Annotated in this window: 16 protein-coding genes and 1 riboswitch; of the genes, 13 read left to right on the top strand and 3 right to left on the bottom strand. The window is 73.1% G+C overall.

The annotated features are described in order from the left end of the window. The first annotated feature begins 87 nt into the window (after positions 1 to 87). The 5 genes from A6A08_RS19050 to A6A08_RS19030 all read left to right on the top strand — a co-directional run bounded on the left by A6A08_RS19050 (position 88) and on the right by A6A08_RS19030 (position 5,575). The gene (locus A6A08_RS19050; protein WP_083609186.1) at positions 88 to 927 is read left to right on the top strand and encodes a DUF817 domain-containing protein; all 840 of its coding nucleotides are present in this window, start codon (positions 88 to 90) and stop codon (positions 925 to 927) included. A gap of 10 nt (positions 928 to 937) precedes the next feature. Then, the gene (locus A6A08_RS19045; protein ID WP_073704012.1) at positions 938 to 2,020 is read left to right on the top strand and encodes a polyprenyl synthetase family protein; all 1,083 of its coding nucleotides are present in this window, start codon (positions 938 to 940) and stop codon (positions 2,018 to 2,020) included. Positions 2,021 to 2,160: 140 nt separating this feature from the next. Beyond that, positions 2,161 to 3,429: a DUF418 domain-containing protein gene (locus A6A08_RS19040; protein WP_073703956.1), complete on the top strand. Its 1,269-nt coding sequence runs from the start codon at positions 2,161 to 2,163 to the stop codon at positions 3,427 to 3,429. Between the two features lie 69 nt (positions 3,430 to 3,498). Beyond that, the gene (locus A6A08_RS19035; protein WP_073703955.1) at positions 3,499 to 4,389 is read left to right on the top strand and encodes an SDR family oxidoreductase; all 891 of its coding nucleotides are present in this window, start codon (positions 3,499 to 3,501) and stop codon (positions 4,387 to 4,389) included. A gap of 178 nt (positions 4,390 to 4,567) precedes the next feature. Next, positions 4,568 to 5,575 (top strand): zinc-binding dehydrogenase, encoded by a 1,008-nt coding sequence (locus A6A08_RS19030; protein WP_073703954.1) that lies wholly within the window; start codon positions 4,568 to 4,570, stop codon positions 5,573 to 5,575. 24 nt (positions 5,576 to 5,599) lie between these two features. Here the strand turns inward: A6A08_RS19030 and thiE are convergent, their stop codons facing one another. Continuing rightward, the gene (gene thiE, locus A6A08_RS19025; protein ID WP_073703953.1) at positions 5,600 to 6,274 is read right to left on the bottom strand and encodes a thiamine phosphate synthase; all 675 of its coding nucleotides are present in this window, start codon (positions 6,272 to 6,274) and stop codon (positions 5,600 to 5,602) included. 144 nt (positions 6,275 to 6,418) lie between these two features. Next, positions 6,419 to 6,796 (bottom strand): Rv2175c family DNA-binding protein, encoded by a 378-nt coding sequence (locus A6A08_RS19020; RefSeq protein WP_199866980.1) that lies wholly within the window; start codon positions 6,794 to 6,796, stop codon positions 6,419 to 6,421. A 104-nt stretch (positions 6,797 to 6,900) separates the two neighbouring features. After that, positions 6,901 to 7,012, top strand: a riboswitch (TPP riboswitch). Between A6A08_RS19020 and thiO the strand changes: the two genes are divergently transcribed. From thiO to thiI, 7 genes are all read left to right on the top strand, one after another. Continuing rightward, entirely contained in the window at positions 6,981 to 8,252 is a 1,272-nt protein-coding gene (gene thiO / locus A6A08_RS19015; RefSeq protein ID WP_158069296.1) for a glycine oxidase ThiO, read from the top strand. Its footprint overlaps the riboswitch before it by 32 nt. A 2-nt stretch (positions 8,253 to 8,254) precedes the next feature. Then, entirely contained in the window at positions 8,255 to 8,470 is a 216-nt protein-coding gene (gene thiS / locus A6A08_RS19010; RefSeq protein WP_073703951.1) for a sulfur carrier protein ThiS, read from the top strand. Positions 8,471 to 8,472: 2 nt separating this feature from the next. Further along, positions 8,473 to 9,252: a thiazole synthase gene (locus A6A08_RS19005; protein WP_073703950.1), complete on the top strand. Its 780-nt coding sequence runs from the start codon at positions 8,473 to 8,475 to the stop codon at positions 9,250 to 9,252. 447 nt (positions 9,253 to 9,699) lie between these two features. Further along, positions 9,700 to 11,685 carry a Stk1 family PASTA domain-containing Ser/Thr kinase gene (gene pknB / locus A6A08_RS19000; RefSeq protein ID WP_073703949.1) on the top strand — a complete coding sequence of 662 codons (1,986 nt, stop codon included), beginning with the start codon at positions 9,700 to 9,702 and terminating at the stop codon, positions 11,683 to 11,685. Positions 11,686 to 11,818: 133 nt separating this feature from the next. Next, complete coding sequence (locus A6A08_RS18995) at positions 11,819 to 12,475, top strand: response regulator transcription factor (protein WP_073703948.1); 657 nt, start codon at positions 11,819 to 11,821, stop codon at positions 12,473 to 12,475. A gap of 186 nt (positions 12,476 to 12,661) precedes the next feature. Further along, positions 12,662 to 13,687: a 6-phosphofructokinase gene (locus A6A08_RS18990; protein ID WP_073703947.1), complete on the top strand. Its 1,026-nt coding sequence runs from the start codon at positions 12,662 to 12,664 to the stop codon at positions 13,685 to 13,687. A 325-nt stretch (positions 13,688 to 14,012) separates the two neighbouring features. After that, positions 14,013 to 15,302, top strand: coding sequence for a tRNA uracil 4-sulfurtransferase ThiI (gene thiI, locus A6A08_RS18985; protein WP_073703946.1), 1,290 nt, complete (start codon positions 14,013 to 14,015; stop codon positions 15,300 to 15,302). Positions 15,303 to 15,553: 251 nt separating this feature from the next. Here the strand turns inward: thiI and aroF are convergent, their stop codons facing one another. Further along, positions 15,554 to 16,600 (bottom strand): 3-deoxy-7-phosphoheptulonate synthase, encoded by a 1,047-nt coding sequence (gene aroF / locus A6A08_RS18980; protein WP_073703945.1) that lies wholly within the window; start codon positions 16,598 to 16,600, stop codon positions 15,554 to 15,556. Between the two features lie 334 nt (positions 16,601 to 16,934). On the opposite strand from aroF, the gene A6A08_RS18975 reads away from it, so the two are divergent. Next, positions 16,935 to 17,567, top strand: coding sequence for a sulfite oxidase-like oxidoreductase (locus A6A08_RS18975; protein ID WP_083609184.1), 633 nt, complete (start codon positions 16,935 to 16,937; stop codon positions 17,565 to 17,567). Positions 17,568 to 17,577: the final 10 nt, after the last annotated feature.

The following is a 17,577-nucleotide window of genomic DNA, read 5'->3' as shown; positions in this document are numbered from 1 at the left end:
GTGGGAGCGACGTCCCACTCCGTGAGATCAGTGGCGGAGGCCACTGCCGGACACGGCGCGCGGACACGGGCCGTGCAAGGATGCGCCATGGCCTCTCCCCCGTCCTCCCTTCCCCTCGCACGTCCGTCCTCGCGGGCCCGCCCGCTCTTCTGGGCCGCGCAGCTGCTGCGCTTCGCCTGGCTGCAGGCGCAGGCCTGCGCGTTCGCGGTGTGCATGTTCGCCGGGTTCGCGCTCTCGGCGGTGGTGCCGCTGCCCCTGCCCCGTTACGACGCCCTGCTCGTCTACGCGGTGGCGCTGACCGCCCTGTTCTGGGGCCTGCGCCTGGAGAGCGGGCGGGAGATCGCCGCGATCGCGGGCTTCCACGTCGTGGGACTGGCCTTCGAGCTGTTCAAGGTGCGGATGGGCTCGTGGTCCTACCCCGAGCCGGCGTGGACGGTGGTGTGGGGCGTGCCCCTCTACAGCGGGTTCATGTACGCGGCGGTGGGCTCCTACATCGTGCGCGCCTGGCGGCTGCTGGACCTGGAGCTGGTGCGCTACCGCGCCGCGGCGACCACGGCGGTGGCGGTCGCGGTCTACCTCAACTTCCTCACCCACCACTGGCTGCCGGACCTGCGAGTGCCGTTGGCGGTGCTGCTGATCGCGGTGACGTGGGGCACCTGGGTGCGCTACACCGTGGGCGGGCAGCGCCTGCGGATACCGCTGTCGCTGTCGTTCCTGCTCATCGGGGTGTTCCTGTGGATCGCCGAGAACGTCTCCACCCTGCTCGACGCCTGGCGCTACCCGCACCAGGCGCAGGTGTGGGCGCTGGTGCACCCGGCCAAGCTCGGCGCGTGGGCGCTGCTGGTGACGGTGTCGTTCGTGCTGGTGGCCAGCTGGAAGAGGCCCGGTCGAACGAAGGAGGACCAGCCCGTACCGAACAGCCGATAATGTGCGGGTCATGGTGCCTTCCTCTTCCCCGTCAGCCTCACCCGTCTCTGTGATCCGCTCCGACGTGGACCGCGAGCTGTCCGGGTTCAGTGCCGCCCACCGCGCCCAGGTCCTGGAGATCGGCGAGGAACTGGCCCCGGCGATGGACGCGCTGGAGGCGATGCTCTCCGGCGGCAAGCGCCTGCGGCCGACCTTCTGCTACTGGGGGTGGCGGGGAGCGGGCGGCGCGGCCGGCGACGAGCGGGTCGTCCGGGCGGCGGCCTCCCTGGAGTTCCTCCAGGCGTGCGCGCTCGTCCACGACGACGTGATCGACAACAGCGACACCCGGCGCGGGATGCCCGCCACCCACAAGCGGCTGGCCAAGCTGCACGCCGACCACGGGTGGAGCGGCGACAGCGAGGGCTTCGGCATGGGTGCGGCGATCCTCATCGGCGACCTGTGCCTGGTCTGGTCCGACGAGATGTACCAGGCCAGCGGCTTCCCCGCGGAGGTGCTGCGGGACGGGCGGCCCCCGTTCGACGCGATGCGCACCGAGGTGATGGCCGGGCAGTACCTGGACACCCTGGAGCAGGTGCGGGGCACCGCCACCCGCGAGGCCGCGCTGCGCGTGATGCGCTACAAGTCCGCCAAGTACACGGTGGAGCGCCCGCTGCACCTGGGCGCCGCCCTGGCGGGCCGCCATGAGGAGCTGGCCGGGGTGTACACCGCCTACGGCGTCCCGCTGGGGATCGCCTTCCAGCTGCGCGACGACGTCCTGGGCGTGTTCGGCGACCCCTCCACCACGGGCAAGCCCGCGGGCGACGACCTGCGCGAGGGCAAGCGGACGCTGGTGGTCGCCGAGACCCTGGCGCGCGCGGGCGCGGCCGACTCCGCGCGGTTCCTCTCGCTGCTGGGCGCGCCGGACCTGTCGGTGGAGTCGGTGGAGTGGATGCGCTCCCTGATCGAGGGCTCGGGCGCCCTGGCGGTGTGCGAGGAGATGATCACCGAGTACGCCGACGAGGCCGTCGCGGCCCTGGAGAGCCCGGAGCTGGACCCCGACGCGCGCGAGCCGCTGCGCCGGCTGGTGGTGGCGGCCACCTCCCGCTCCCACTGACCCCGTCCCGTCGGCTCCGGTCCCACCGGGGGTCCTCCCTAGGGGATTTTGAAGGGTTCCTCCCCCGCGGAGGCGTATTGTGCCCAACCACCGCCTCCGGTTGAATCAAAAGAAGACATATCGCGACCGGAAGGCCTTCCATGCCTGGGCACACCGTTGTACGCGGACCGGCTGGCGCGGGTGAGCGGGCACTCGCCCCCGACCTGGCACGCGGGTTCATGCTCCTGTTCATCGCGATCGCGAACACGGCCTGGTACCTGTGGGCGGTTCCCATGAACGGGATGAGCGCCCACCCGGAACCCGCGGGCACGCTGGACGCCGTCGCGCAGTTCTTCACCGTCGCGGCGGTGGACTCGCGCAGCTATCCGATGTTCGCCTTCCTCTTCGGCTACGGCATGGTGCAGCTGGCCCGGCGCCAGGAGGCCGCGGGCACCAGTGCGCGGGACGTGGACGCGCTGCTGCGCCGCCGCAACCTGTGGCTGCTCGTGTTCGGCTTCGTGCACGCCCTGCTGCTGTGGATGGGCGACGTCCTGGGCGCCTACGGCCTGGCCGGTCTGGTGCTGGGCTGGCTGTTCCTCCGGCGCGCGGACAGGACGCTGCTGGTGTGGGCCGGCGCACTCACCGGGCTGATGCTGCTGCTGTCGGCGTTCAGCCTGGTGGGCCTGGCGTTCACCCCCGCCGACGGCGCCGCCGCCCCGGCGCCCGGCCTCGAACAGCTGGCCGCCAACATCGGCGAACCCTCGTTGTGGGGCGCCGCGCTGGGCCGTCTGACGGCGTGGCCGATCGTCGTCCTGGGCCAGGGCCTGCTGGGCCTGGCCGTGCCCACGGCGATCCTGCTCGGCTACTGGGCGGCGCGCCACCGGATCCTGGAGGAGCCGGGGAACAACCTGGTGCTCCTGCGCCGGACCGCGGTCGTCGGCATCACCGTCGGCTGGCTGGGCGGACTGCCCTCGGCCCTGGCCCAGGTCGGGGTCTGGGGCCTGTCCCCCACGCAGATGAGCATGCTGAGCATGCCGCACATGGTGACCGGTCTGGCCTGCGGGCTCGGGTACGTGTCGCTGATCGCCCTGGTGGCGCGCCGGCTCCAGGAGCGCGGGCGCGGGCCCGGGCCGGTGGTGGAGGCGCTGAGCGCGACGGGGAAGCGCTCGCTGTCGGCCTACCTGGCCCAGTCGGTGCTGTGCGCGCCCGTCCTGGCGGCCTGGGGCCTGGGTGCGGGCGCCGACCTGACGTCGTGGTCGATGTTCCTGTTCGCGGTCGGGGTGTGGCTGGTGACGGTGGTGTCGGCCTACGCACTGGAGCGCGCGGGCAGGCGCGGGCCGGCCGAGGTGCTGCTGCGCCGCATGGCCTACCGCCGACCGACCGCCGAAGGCGCGCGGGAGCCGGAGGAGGGCCCGGTCGGCGGCCCCTGACCCGGACGCGCGAAAAAGGGGCGTGCCGGTGAGTGCCCGGCACGCCCTCGTGGCGCAGGATGGGGTGTCATGGGCGACGATCACATGACAAACCACACCATAGGGGTGACCGGGGCGACCGGGGCGCTGGGCGGACGGGTCGCCGCACGGATCGCGAGGCTGGGGGTGTCCCAGCGGCTCATCGTACGCGACATCAACCGCGCCCCGGAGTATCCCGGCAGCAGCGCGGCGATGGCGGCCTACGAGGACACGGAGGCCTTCGCGCGGGCGTGCCGGGGGGTGGACACGCTGTTCCTGGTCTCGGCGACCGAGTCCGAGGACCGGATCGACGTCCACCTGAGCGCGGTGGACGGCGCGGTCAAGGCCGGGGTCTCCCGGATCGTCTACCTGTCCTTCCTGCGGGCGGGCCCGGCGGCGACGTTCACGTTCGCGCGCACGCACTTCTTCACCGAGGCGCACATCAGGTCGACCGGCGTGCGGTACACGTTCCTGAGACCCGCTCTGTACCTGGACCTGCTGCCCGACTGGGTGGGCCACGACGGCGTCGTGCGCGGCCCGGCCGGCGAGGGCAGGGTCGCGTGGGTCTCGCGTGACGATGTGGCGGACGTGGCCACGGCGGTGCTGACGGACCCGGTGACCGCGCTCAGATCCGACAACGCCACCTACGACGTCACCGGCCCGGAGGCCCTCTCCCTGGGCGCGACGGTGGACAGGCTGAGCACGCTCACCGGCCGTCCGGTCCGGTACGTCCCCGAGACCCGTGAGGAGGCGCTGGAGTCGCGCCGCGGCGGCGCCCCCGACTGGGCGGTCGAGGGGTGGGTCTCGTCGTACGAGGCGATCGCCTCCGGAGAACTGGACGTGGTCGCGCCCACCGTCCCGGAACTGACCGGCCACCCGGCCCAGTCCATCGAGGGCTTCCTCCGGCGCCATCCCAGCGCCCTGTCACACGTCGCGGTCTGACCTCGGGCCGGTTCCCGCCACCGCCGGGCCCCGCGCGCGGCGGTTCCACCGTCTCCGGGCCCGCACGCTGCGGACCGCTCCGCTGTGTCCGTCCTCTCCGCGGCGGCATTGACCTCAACCATTGTTGAGGCAGAAGGCTGTGCGGTGTCGGAGGAGAACAGACACCGAGGAGACCGGAATGCGCGCGGTAGTGGTGGACGGGTTCGGCGGACCGGAGGTCCTGGCGGCCCGGGAGGTGCCCGAGCCCGAGGCGGGTCCCGGGCGGGTGCTGGTGGAGGTCGAGGCGTCCAACGTCATGTACCTGGACACCCTGGTCCGGAGCGGCTGGGGGCGGGAGTACTTCCCCGTGGCTCCCCCCTACGTCCCCGGCGCGGGCGTGGCCGGTCGGGTGAGCGCGCTCGGCTCGGGCGTGGACCCGGACTGGGCGGACGCCGTGGTGGTCACCGACACCGGGCACACGGACACGGCGGAGGGGCGTGCCACCCTGCCCGTGGGCGGGTACGCCGAACGGGTCGCCGTACCGGAGTCGGCACTGGTCAGGGTGCCCGAGGGGGTGGACCCGCGGACGGCGCTGGCGCTGCTGCACGACGGGCCGACCGCGCTGGCGCTGGAGCGGGCCGCGGGCTTCGTCCCCGGCGGCACCGTCCTGGTCACCGCAGCCGCCGGCGGGGCGGGCAGCCTGGCCGCCCAACTGGCCCGGACCGCCGGGGCGCGGGTCGTGGCCGCCGCCCGGGGGGAGGCCAAGCTGGCGCTCGCCCGCGAGCTGGGCGCGCACGAGGCCGTGGACTACTCCCTGCCGGGCTGGGAGGGGCGGGTCCGCGAGCTCACCGGGGGCACCGGGGTCGACGTCGCCCTGGACGGCGCCGGGGGCTCCCTGGGCGACGCGACCTTCGGGGCCGTGGCCGACGGCGGGCGCTTCATCGGTTACGGGTCGGCGGGCGGCCGCTTCTCCGAGGTGGACGCCGAGGAGGCCGCGCGCCGCGGTGTCGAGGTCCTGGGGCTGTTCGACCTGGAGGTGGAGGACGGCGACGGCGGGAAGGACGCCCTGCGCCGCATGCTGGAGATGCTCCGCCGGGACAGGATCACCCCGCACGTGGGGCCGGCCCTGCCGCTGGAGCAGGCGGGCCGCGCGCACGCCGCGTTGGAGGAGCGCTCGGTCCTGGGCAAGGTCCTGCTGGTGCCCTGAGCCGGGCTCGGCCCCGCCCGGGCCTCAGCCCCGCTCGGCGGCCCTGGCGGTCAGACGCCGGCGCAGTGCCGAGGCCGCGGCCCCGGGGTCCTCCGCCTCCGTGATCGCGCGCACGACCACGACCCTGCGGGCACCGGCGTCCAGCACCCGGTCGATGTTGTCGGCGTCGATCCCGCCGATGGCGAACCAGGGGCGGTCGGTGTCCAGGGCCGCGGCCCGCTCCACCAGTTCCAGCCCGGCGGCCGGGCGGCCCGGCTTGGTGGGTGTGGACCAGGTGGGGCCCACGCAGAAGTAGTCGCTGCCGGGCTCCTCGGCGGAGGCGGCCGCGGCGTCGATGTCGTTGTTGGAGCGGCCGACGAGGGGGTCGGAGCCGATGATGTCGCGGGCCATGGGCACGGGCAGGTCGCGCTGGCCCAGGTGGAGGACGTCGGCGCGCACGGCTCGGGCGATGTCGGCGCGGTCGTTGACCGCGAGCAGGGCGCCGTGCCGCTCGCAGGCCTCCTGCAGCACCTCCAGGGCCGCGAGCTCCTCGCGGGCCTCCAGGCCCTTGTCCCGGAGCTGGATGATGTCCACTCCCCCGGACAGGGCGGCGTCGGCGAACTCGGCGAGATCGCCCCGACCGGTCCGGGCGTCGGTGCACAGGTACAGAAGGGATGTGTCCAGGCGCTTGCGCAGGCTGGTTCCGTGGCTGGTCCTCACACCGTTCACCCTAGGCCCTGGACCGGGCGGGCCCAAGGGGAGGGAGCACGACGGCGTGCCCTCCCCCGGGCCCCGCCCGGGAGGGCGCGCGGGGCGGGGACGGAAGGTCCCGGTCCCCCCGCCCCGGCCCCGCGAGACCGCGGGTCAGAAGGCCATGCTCTGGGCGCGGCGGCGCACCTCGGTGCCCCGGTTCTCACGCATGGCCTGGATGGGCGTGCCCGGCAGGGAGTCGTCGGGGGTGAACAGCCAGCGCAGGGCCTCCTCGGTGGAAAAGCCCGCGTCGCTGAGCAGCACCAGCGTGCCCGGCAGCCCCTTGACGAGGTCGTCGCCGTCGACGAACGCGGCGGGGATGGACATCTCACCGCCGCGGACCACACCCATCATGCGCTTCTCACGGATCAGCGTCTTGATCCGGTTCGGGCTCACGCCCAGCGGCTCGGCCGCCTCCTTGAGGGTCAGCCATTCGCCGACCAGTGTGTCGATGTCGATGTCGCTTTGTGTCACGGCACCAATCTGCCACATCCCCGCACGTCCGGCGCACCCGCGACGCGGACGGCGCCGCGCCCCTTCCGGGGGAGCGCCCGGCTCCCGTCCCGGAGGAGGTCCTAGGATGGAGGGGACAGACCCACACATCCCGCGGGAGCCGGGTGGAACCCGGCTGAGAGGGAGGCTGTGAGCCTCCGACCGCACGAACCTGATCCGGATCATGCCGGCGAAGGGAGGGGAACTCAGCGCCGTGCGCACTTCGAACCACCCCCGTTCCGGGACGTCCCGCCCCGTCGGAACGCGTACCGGCGACCACGGTGTCGTCGTGGTCGGCGGCGGCCTCGTCGGGCGCGTCACCGCCTGGCGCGCCGCCCAGCAGGGGCTGCCCGTCACCCTGGTCGAACCCGACCCCGTGACCGACCCGGCCGCGGCCCGCGCCGCCTCCACCGTCGCGGCGGGCATGCTCACCCCCGCCACCGAGGCGGTGTTCGGCGAGGAGCCCCTCATGGAGCTGGGGACCCGCTCCGCGGCCATGTACGCCGACTTCGTCGCCGAACTGGAGGAGGCCTCCGGCCTCGGTGTGGGCCACCGCGCCACCGGCACGCTCCTGGTCGCCTTCGACCGCGACGACCTGGCCGTCCTGACCGAACTGCACGAGCTCCACAGGCGTCTGGGCATCGCCACCGAACGCCTGACCAGCCGCGAGTGCCGCCGCCTGGAGCCGATGCTGGCCCCGTCCGTGCGCGGCGGCGTCCTGGCCCCCGACGACCACTCCGTGGACCCGCGGCGCCTGCTGCGCGCCCTGGCCCTGGCGGGAGGGCGCGCGGGCGTCACCGAGGTCACCGGGCGCGCCGAGGAGATCACCGCCCCCGGCCCGGACGGCACCCGGCTGGGTGTGCGCCTGGACGACGGACGCCTGCTGCCCGCCGACCAGGCGGTACTGGCCGCGGGCTGCTGGGGCGACGCGGTCGGGGTTCCCGAACCGGTCGTGCCGCCGCTGCGCCCGGTCAAGGGCCAACTGCTGCGCGCCCGCGTACCCGCCGGCGAGCCGCCGATCGTTGGCCGGACGGTCCGTGGCCTGGTCAGGGGCTTTCCGACCTACCTGGTGCCACGCGCCGACGGCGAGGTGATCATCGGCGCCACCCAGGAGGAACTGGGATACGACACCGCGCTCACCGCCGGAGGGCTGTGGCAGGTGCTCCGGGACGCGCGCGAGCTCGTCCCGGGAGTGAGCGAACTGGAGATCACCGAGACCTGTGTGGGGCTGCGCCCGGGCTCACCCGACAACGAGCCCCTGCTGGGCCCCACACGGGTGCCGGGGCTGCACCTGGCCGCCGGGCACTTCCGGCACGGAGTGCTGCTGGCCCCGGTCACCGGCGAGGTCATGGCCCGGGCCCTGACCACCGGCGACCTGCCGGAGTACGCCCGGCGCTTCGCCGCGGACCGGGTGTCCGGCGGTGACGGTACGACGACGCGGAGACAGTGGGAGTAGCAGTGGAACTGATCATCAACGGCGACCGCCGCGAGGTCGCCGACGGCACCACCGTGGAGGCGGTCGTGCGCGACCTGACCTCCTCCGGGGACGGTGAGGTCCCCGGCGGTATCGCCGTGGCCGTCAACGACGAGGTGGTGCGCCGCGCCGCGTGGTCCGACAGCCCGCTGGGCGCGGGCGACCGCGTGGACGTCCTCACCGCCGTACAGGGAGGCTGAGCATGGCCGAGCACACCGCCCACGCCGACGACCCGCTCGTGATCGCGGGGACCGCCTTCGGCTCCCGGCTCATCACCGGCACCGGAGGGGCCCCCTCCCTGGAGGTCCTGGAGGACGCCCTGGTCACCTCCGGCACCGAGCTGACCACCGTGGCGATGCGCCGGGTCTCCCCCGGCACCCAGGGGTCGGTGTGGGACGTACTCACCCGCAACAAGATCCGCGCGCTGCCCAACACCGCCGGGTGCTTCACCGCGGCCGACGCGGTACGCACCGCCCGGCTGGGCCGTGAGGCGCTGGGTACCGACTGGGTGAAGCTGGAGGTGGTGGCGGACGAGCACACGCTGCTGCCCGACCCGGTGGAGCTGCTGGAGGCCGCCGAGCAGCTGGTGGACGAGGGCTTCACCGTGCTGCCCTACACCAACGACGACCCTGTACTGGCCCGGCGCCTGGAGCAGCTGGGCTGCGCGGCGGTGATGCCGCTGGCCGCGCCGATCGGGTCCGGACTGGGCATCCGCAACCCGCACAACCTGGAGCTGATCGTGGAGCAGGCCGGCGTGCCGGTGATCGTGGACGCCGGGATCGGCACCGCGAGCGACGCCGCCCTGGCGATGGAGCTGGGCTGCGACGCGGTGCTGCTGGCCACGGCCGTGACCCGTGCCCAGGACCCGGTGCGTATGGCCGCGGCGATGCGCGACGCCGTGCGCGCGGGCCGCGGCGCCCGCCTGGCCGGACGCATCCCGGTGCGCCGCCACGCACAGGCCTCCTCCCCCGGGATCGACTAGGGACGAGAGTTGGGCCACCTCCGGCGAACACCCGCATGTGGCTGGTGAGACCGAAGTTCCCTCTGTGACTCGTGTGGTGCTCCGCTCCCCTCCGGCTCCGCAGGGGCGGGGAACGGAGCACCGGCGACCCGGTGCGTGAGGCCGTCGCCCGTGGTCAGAGCCGCCCCTTCCGGACGCGGCAGGAGGCGCGGTGCGTCACGCCCGGGGCGTTTGGCCCTGTCCTCTACCGTGGAAAAGGTGTGCGCCCCGGCCGAGAGGGCGACGCGCGCACGAAGACGACCCAGGCGCGGACCACCCCCACCGATGGTGGAGCGGGCGGCGCGACCGCGAACCGCGGGGCAGACCTGGCGCGGGCTTCCGCTATCGTGTCGGTTCGACACCCGGTGTCGGGTACGCGCCACCGGCCGCGACAGCCCGCGCTCCCCGCAGCAAGGACACTACTCCGCCGTGGACATGACGACTTCCGACCCGCTCGTAGGCACCACCCTCGACCGACGCTACTTCGTCGAGTCCAGGATCGCCGGAGGCGGGATGGCGACCGTCTACGTCGCCCACGACCTGAGGCTGGACCGGCGGCTGGCGTTGAAGGTGATGCACCCCTCGCTGGCACAGGACCCCACCTTCGTCCAGCGCTTCATCAACGAGGCGCACTCCGTCGCCAAGCTCTCCCATCCCAACGTCGTCCAGGTCTTCGACCAGGGCGAGGACCAGGAGCACGTGTTCCTGGCCATGGAGTACGTACCGGGGCGCACCCTGCGCGACCTGCTCAAGTCCCGGGGGCGCCTGGCTCCGCGCGACGCCCTGAACGTGATGGCCTCCGTGCTGGCCGCCCTGGGCGCCGCCCACCAGGCGGGCATGGTGCACCGCGACGTCAAGCCCGAGAACGTCCTCATCACCGAGGACGGACGGGTCAAGGTGGCCGACTTCGGCCTGGCCCGCGCCGTGGAGCAGTCCAACCAGGGCCTGACCCGTACCGGCACCCTCATGGGCACGGCCGCCTACCTGGCGCCCGAACAGATCGAGCGGGGCACCGCCGACGCGCGCAGCGACGTGTACGCGGCGGGCATCATGCTCTACGAGCTGCTCACCGGCGGCCAGCCGCACACCGGCGAGACGCCCATCGCGATCGCCTACCAGCACGTCAACGAGGACGTCCCGCGCCCCTCGCACTTCCTACCGGGCCTGCCGCCCGAGGTGGACGGCCTGGTCACCAAGGCCACCGAACGCGACCCCAGGTACCGCCTGGGCAACGCGGGCCAGTACCTGGCCAAGGTGCTGGAGGTGCTCAACGGCCTGTCCGCCGCCCCGGCGTCCGACCAGGCCCCGCTGACGCCCGTCACCCCGGCGGCGACCACCGCCGCGGTCACCGCCCCCCAGCTCATCGCCGGCGGGGCCGGTCCGGGCACCGAGAACGCCACCATGGTCGTGGACATGGACTCCGTCGGCCTGGACGGGGGCGACTACGACGATGACGACGGCTACGACGACTACCGGCACGGCCCCGACGACCGGCGCCGCCGCAACCTGCTGATCGGGATCGGCGCGGCGGTCCTGGCCCTCGTCGTGCTCGGAGCGGGCTGGTGGCTCGTCGACGGCCGCTACGCGGACGTTCCCGACGTGGTCGGCTCCGCACCCGAGGCCGCACGGGAGATGATCCGCGCCGAGGGCCTGGTCTACGCGCTCTCCGAGGAGACCGTCTACAGCGACGTCGAGGAGGGTGCGGTCGCCGAGACCGACCCCGCGGCCGGGGAGAGCCTGTCCCCCGAGGACAAGGTCACCGTGTACCTGTCCAAGGGGCCGCAGACGGTGCCCATGCCCGACCTGGCGGGCGACGACTCCGCCAACGCCATCAAGGAGTTGGAGACCCTCGGGTTCGCCCCGGACAACATCGTCCAGGAGGACGTGGACTCCGAGGAGGTCGAACCCGGAGCGGTGGTCTCCACCGACCCCGCGGCCGGGGAGGAGGCCGACCGCGAGGAGACCGTCACGATCTCCGTCAGCCGCAGCATCTCGGTGCCCCCGGTGGTCGGCGAGGACCTGGAGACCGCGCGCACGACCGTGGAGGACCTCGGCCTGACCGTGGAGGTGGTCGAGCAGGAGAGCGAGGACGTCGCCGAGGGCAAGGTGATCCAGCAGAGCCCGGACAGCGGCTCCAGCGTCGGCGCCAGCGGCACCGTCACCCTGACCGTCTCCACCGGGCCGCCGGGCGTGGCCATCCCCGACGTGGTCGACATGAAGGTGAAGGACGCGCGCAAGGCCCTGGAGGAGGCCGGCTTCAAGGTCAAGGTCGAACGGATCCTGGGCGGCGACGTCGTGACGCACCAGTCCCACACCGGCAAGGCCCCCAAGAAGACGGAGATCACGCTCACCGCGACCCCGGGCGGTATCGACCTGGGCGACTTCGGCGACGGACGCGGCCGAGACGACGACTGACACGCGCCGGGGGCACCGCCCCCGAACGCGCGGGGACACGGTCCTTCGAAAGGGGCGTGCGGGCCCGACCGGCCCGCACGCCCCTCGTCTCCTCCCCCGCCCGCGCGGTCCCGGCCGGGATAGGCTCACCCGCATGGAGAGCGAGGCGATTCGGGTACTGGTGGTGGACGACCACCCCATGTGGCGCGACGCGGTCGCGCGCGACCTCGGCGAGGCCGGGATCGACGTGGTGGGGACGGCGGGCGACGGGGCCAAGGCCCTGCGCATCGCCCCGGCCGCGCGACCCACCCTGGCCGTGGTGGACCTGCACCTGCCGGACATGACCGGGGTCGAGTTGACCGCGGACCTGGTGGCGCTGCCCGAGCCCCCGAGGGTGCTGGTGCTGTCGGCGAGCGGGGCCGGCGACGACGTGCTGGCGGCGGTGAAGGCGGGGGCGACCGGCTATCTGGTCAAGTCGGCGGGCCGGGAGGAGCTGCTGGACGCGGTGCGCCGGGTGCACGCCGGCGAGGCCGTGTACACCCCGGGCCTGGCGGGCCTGGTCCTGGGCGAGTACCGCAGGCTGTCGGCCGCGGAGCAGGTCCGGGAGCCCGGGGCGCCCGCGCTCACCCCCCGTGAGACCGAGGTGCTGCGCCTGGTCGCCAAGGGACTTGCCTACAAGCAGATCGCGCAGCGACTGTCCATCTCCCACCGCACGGTGCAGAACCACGTGCAGAACACCCTCACCAAGCTGCACCTGCACAACCGGGTGGAGCTGGTGCGCTACGCCATCGACCAGGGCCTGGACGGGTGACCGCGAAGCGGCGGGGGACCGGGCCCGGACGGGTGGCCGGCCTGTCGCCGAGAGCGCTCCCACGCCCCTTCGCCCGAGTTCAACCGGTGTTCGCCCACCCGGGTTGGCCTCGGGTCCCCGCGCCCACTATGGTCTAGACCATATGGCGCATGCGCCTAGGAGCTCACAACGTCGAGGAGAAGTCGAATGCGAGTCGGGGTTCTGACGGGCGGCGGGGACTGCCCTGGTCTGAACGCGGTCATCCGCGCTGTGGTCCGCAAGGGCATCAAGGACTACGGCTACGAGTTCATCGGCTTCCGGGACGGCTGGCGCGGCCCGCTGGAGGGCGACACCATGCCCCTGGACGTGACGGCCGTGCGCGGCATCCTGCCCCGGGGCGGCACCATCCTGGGCTCCTCGCGCACCAACCTCATGAAGATCGAGGGAGGCGTCGAGCGGGTCAAGGACAACATGGCCGGCCTGGGCGTCGACGCCCTGGTCGCCATCGGCGGCGAGGACACCCTGGGTGTGGCCCGCCAGCTGCACGACCGCGGCGTCAACGTCGTCGGCGTGCCCAAGACCATCGACAACGACCTCAACGCGACCGACTACACCTTCGGTTTCGACACGGCCGTGAACATCGCGACGGAGGCGATCGACCGCCTGCACACCACCGCCGAGTCGCACCACCGCGCGCTGGTGGTGGAGGTCATGGGCCGCCACGCCGGGTGGATCGCCCTGCACTCGGGCATGGCCGCGGGCGCCAACGTCATCCTCATCCCGGAGCGTCCCTTCGACATCGACGAGGTCGTCAAGCACGTCGAGAGCCGCTTCGAGACCCAGTACGCGCCCATCATCGTGGTCGCCGAGGGCGCCCACCCCAAGGAGGGGCAGATGGAGCTGGCCACGGGCGAGAAGGACGCCTTCGGCCACGTGCGGCTGGGCGGCATCGGACAGACCCTGGCCGAGGAGATCGAGAAGCGCACCGGCAAGGAGGCCCGCTCGGTGGTCCTGGGCCACGTGCAGCGCGGCGGCACCCCCAGCGCCTTCGACCGGGTCCTGGCCACCCGCCTCGGTGTGAACGCCATCCAGGCCGTGCACGAGAAGGCGTTCGGCAAGATGGTCGGCCTGCAGGGCACCGACATCGTCCGCGTGAACCTGGCCGAGGCCACCGACACCCTCAAGACCGTTCCCGCCGAGCGCTACGAGGAGGCCGAGGTCTTCTTCGGCTAGAACCCGGAGCCCGGGACCCGGATTCTCCGGGGCTCCCGCCGGACGTCGGCCGCCGGCCACGTGAGCCGACCCCTCCGGCCCGGCCCGCGCCCCTCTCCCAGCTCCCAGGGAGGGGGGCGCGCCGCGTTCGGTAGCGCCCCGGCCCCGCCCCCGGGGCCCGGGCACGCCCCGCCGCGTAGCGATCCTCACCAACGCCATACGCGAAAATGGATGGAGCGGTGGGGAGGATGTTCGATACTGGAAGACGGCGACGGGCGATCCCGGTCCCGCCACCGCCACACCCACCTCGCACCGGGGCACGAAGGTATCCACCGGAGGTAGCACCATGTCCGCGTCGCCTGAGTCCGCGCCGCTCCCCGCAGCCGAGGCCGGGCCCGACGCCGGGCTCGGCGAGCTCTGCGTGCTCATGAAGCTCGGCGAGATCGTCCTCAAGGGCTCCAACCGCAAGCTCTTCGAACGGCGGCTGCACAACAACATCCGCGCCTCCGTGCGCGACCTCGGCGAGGTCCGCGTCTCCCAGCGCGGCGCGGGCGTGATCATCGTGCGCAAGCCCGGCGCCTCCGACCTGGAGGTCGCCGAGATCGCCGACCGCATGGCCAACGTGATGGGCGTGGTGTGGGTGCACCTGGTCCGCCGGGTGGCCAAGGACCTGGACGCGATCACCGACATCGGCGTGCGCTCCATGGCCGGGCGCGAGGGCACCTTCGCCGTGCGCGCCCGCCGCCGCGACAAGCGTTTCGGGATGACCTCCTCGGAGCTGGCCGGGTACCTGGGCTCGAAGGTCATCGAGGCCCACGGGTACAAGGTGAACCTCAAGCGGCCCGACAACACCCTGCACGTGGAGGTGGACAGGGACGAGGCGTTCGTGTTCACCGACGGCGTGCCCGGACAGGGCGGCCTGCCCGCCGGGATGAGCGGCCGCGGCCTGGTGCTGATGTCGGGCGGGATCGACTCCCCCGTCGCCGCGCACCGGATGATGCGGCGCGGCCTGAAGGTCGACTTCCTGCACTTCTCCGGGATGCCGTTCACCGGGCCGGAGTCCATCTACAAGGCCTACAGCCTGGTCCGCCAGCTGGACCGCTACCAGGTGGGCTCGCGGCTGTTCGTGGTCCCCTTCGGCAAGGCCCAGCAGCAGCTGAAGAGCTCGGGGATCGAGCGGCTGCAGATCGTCGCCCAGCGCCGCCTGATGCTCAAGACCGCCGAGGCGCTCGCCGACGACCTGGGCGCGGAGTGCCTGGTCACCGGAGACGCGCTGGGCCAGGTCTCCAGCCAGACCATGACCAACCTGACCGCCTTGGACGACGCGGTGGACCTGCCGATCCTGCGTCCGCTCATCGGCATGGACAAGACCGAGATCATGGACCACGCGCGCCGGATCGGGACGCTGGCCATCTCGGAGCTGCCCGACGAGGACTGCTGCACCATGCTCACCCCGCGCCAGGTGGAGACCGCGGCCAAGATCCCGGACCTGCGCCAGATCGAGAAGCGCCTGGACGCCGAGGAGCTGGCCGAGCACCTGGTCACCACCGCGCAGGTGCACAAGCCCAGCTTCCTGGGCGAGGAGGCTCCCCGGCGCGTGGCCCCCGCGAGCGCCTCGGTGGCCACCCCCGCCTAGTCACCGACCGGATACGCTGCCGGTGCGCCCCGGGTGCTCCACCCCGGATGATCTTCACCTGTAGCGAGTCCGGGCGCCCGAGCTCGCTACAGGTACAAGGTCACGGCTCATGGGCGAGCCGGTGAACCTTCGCGGTCACCGCACCAGGACCACCGCCGTCGCCGTCGGGAGCGCGGCCGAGGAGGTCGGCCGACGGCGGTGCCCCGGTTCCCGGTGCCGGGACCGGGACGCCGCCGTCTCTGCTCCTCGGCTCACATGGGGGCCGGCTGGAGGCCTGGCGCCGGGGTGAGGGTGCGCCCGTTCAGGGTGGCCAGGGTGCCCGCCAGGTCGCGCAGTTCGGCCAGGTCCTCCTGCAGGAGGGCCTGCGGGCCGTCGCACAGCGCGCTCTCGGGGCTGGGGTGCACGTCCACGATGACGCCGTCGGCGCCGACCGCGACGGCCGCGCGCGAGAGCGGCAGGACCAGGTCGCGCTTGCCGCCCGAGTGGGACGGGTCCACGATCACGGGCAGGTGGGACAGGTTCTGGGCGACCGGGACGGCGCTGATGTCCAGGGTGTTGCGGGTGGCCTTCTCGAAGGTGCGGATGCCGCGCTCGCACAGGACGATGTCGAGGTTGCCGCGCTGGGCGATGTACTCGGCGGCCATCAGCCACTCCTCGATGGTGGCGCTCATGCCGCGCTTGAGCAGGACGGGCTTGCCCGCGTCGCCCACGGCCTGCAGGAGGGCGAAGTTCTGCATGTTGCGGGTGCCGACCTGGAGCATGTCGGCGTAGGAGGCGACGAGTGCGACGTCGGCGGCGTCCACGACCTCGGTGACGATGGGCAGCCCGGTCTCGGCGCGCACGTCGGCGAGGATCCTCAGGCCCTCCTCGCCCAGGCCCTGGAAGGCGTAGGGGGAGGTGCGGGGCTTGTAGGCGCCGCCGCGCAGCAGGGACGCGCCGGCCTCCAGCGCCATCCTCGCCGCGGCGAGGGTCTGCTCGGGGGTCTCGACGGCGCACGGCCCGGCGATGACGGTGACGTTGTCGCCGCCGATGGGCACGCCGCGCACGCTGACGACGCTGCGGCTGTCGTGGTTCTCGCGGCTGACGAGCTTGTAGGGGACGGAGATGCGCAGAACCTCGCTGACACCCGGCCTGGCGGCCAGACCCAGGTCCTGGAAGCGCTCGACGTCGCCGACGAGGCCGATGATCGTACGGCTCACGCCGCGTGTCACGTAGGCCTCGCCTCCGGCGGAGGCGACGAGTTCGACGAGATCGCCGATGTTGTCCGAGGTGGCGTCCGGTGCCATCACGATGACCATGTGGAGTGTCCCTAGCTGCTTGTCGGTTGGGAGGCCGAACCATGCGGGCCCGGAACACGAAGAAGCCCCGGGCTCTACCGGCCCGGGGCTCAAGTCGTCTGTGTCAGCGCAGCGCTTTACAGGCGACCGGGGTGTCGGGCCGGTAGCCATAAAAGCGCCAAAAGTTCCGCTGCATGGCAGTGACTATAGCGCACTCCCCCCGAGATCTCGCACACCCGGGGGGAGTGACCTGTCTCTCGTCGGCGCCTGGCAGGATGGCCAGACGCCGGGGGCGCGCCCCGCTCCGACCGGGCGGGCGCGGCCGCGGGGGCCGAGAGACGAGCAGGGGGACGGATTGTCCGAGGGAACGGACGAGGGCGACACGCGGGGGAACCGGCCGCGGCTGCCTCCGGGCCAGGCGGTGCGCCACGAGCACAAGCCGCTGCACTACGGGCCGGTGCCCGCGTTCCGCCCGCGAAGGTGGGACTTCCGGATCATGGGAGCGACCGAGGACCTGGGGGCCTACCGCTGGACGTGGGAGGAGTTCGCGCTGCTTCCGCGCGTGGACTCGGTGAGCGACTTCCACTGCGTGATGCGCTTCAGCACCCCGGACGTGGTCTGGCGCGGTGTGAGCGCCGCCGACCTGGTCGCCGCCTTCCCTCCCGCGCCCGAGGTGACGCACGTGATGGCCTGGGGCGAGTACGGCTACAGCGCGAACCTGCGCCTGGACGACTTCCTGTCCGAGGGGGTGCTGCTGGCCACCCACCGGGACGGGGAGCCGCTCACCCCCGAGCACGGCGCCCCGCTGCGGCTGGTGGTGCCGCACCTGTACGGGTGGAAGAGCGTGAAGTGGCTGCGCGCGGTGGAGTACATGACCGCGGACCGCCGGGGCTTCTGGGAGGAGCGCGGCTACCACAACCGGGCCGATCCCTGGCGGGAGCAGCGCTTCTCCCACCAGGAGGAGCCGGGCCACGGCCCACCGCTGTGAGCCTCCCGCG

It is taken from the genome of Nocardiopsis sp. TSRI0078 (assembly GCF_001905145.1).
Classification (GTDB): Bacteria; Actinomycetota; Actinomycetes; order Streptosporangiales; family Streptosporangiaceae; genus Nocardiopsis.
This window is presented reverse-complemented; position numbering and strand designations above follow the sequence as displayed.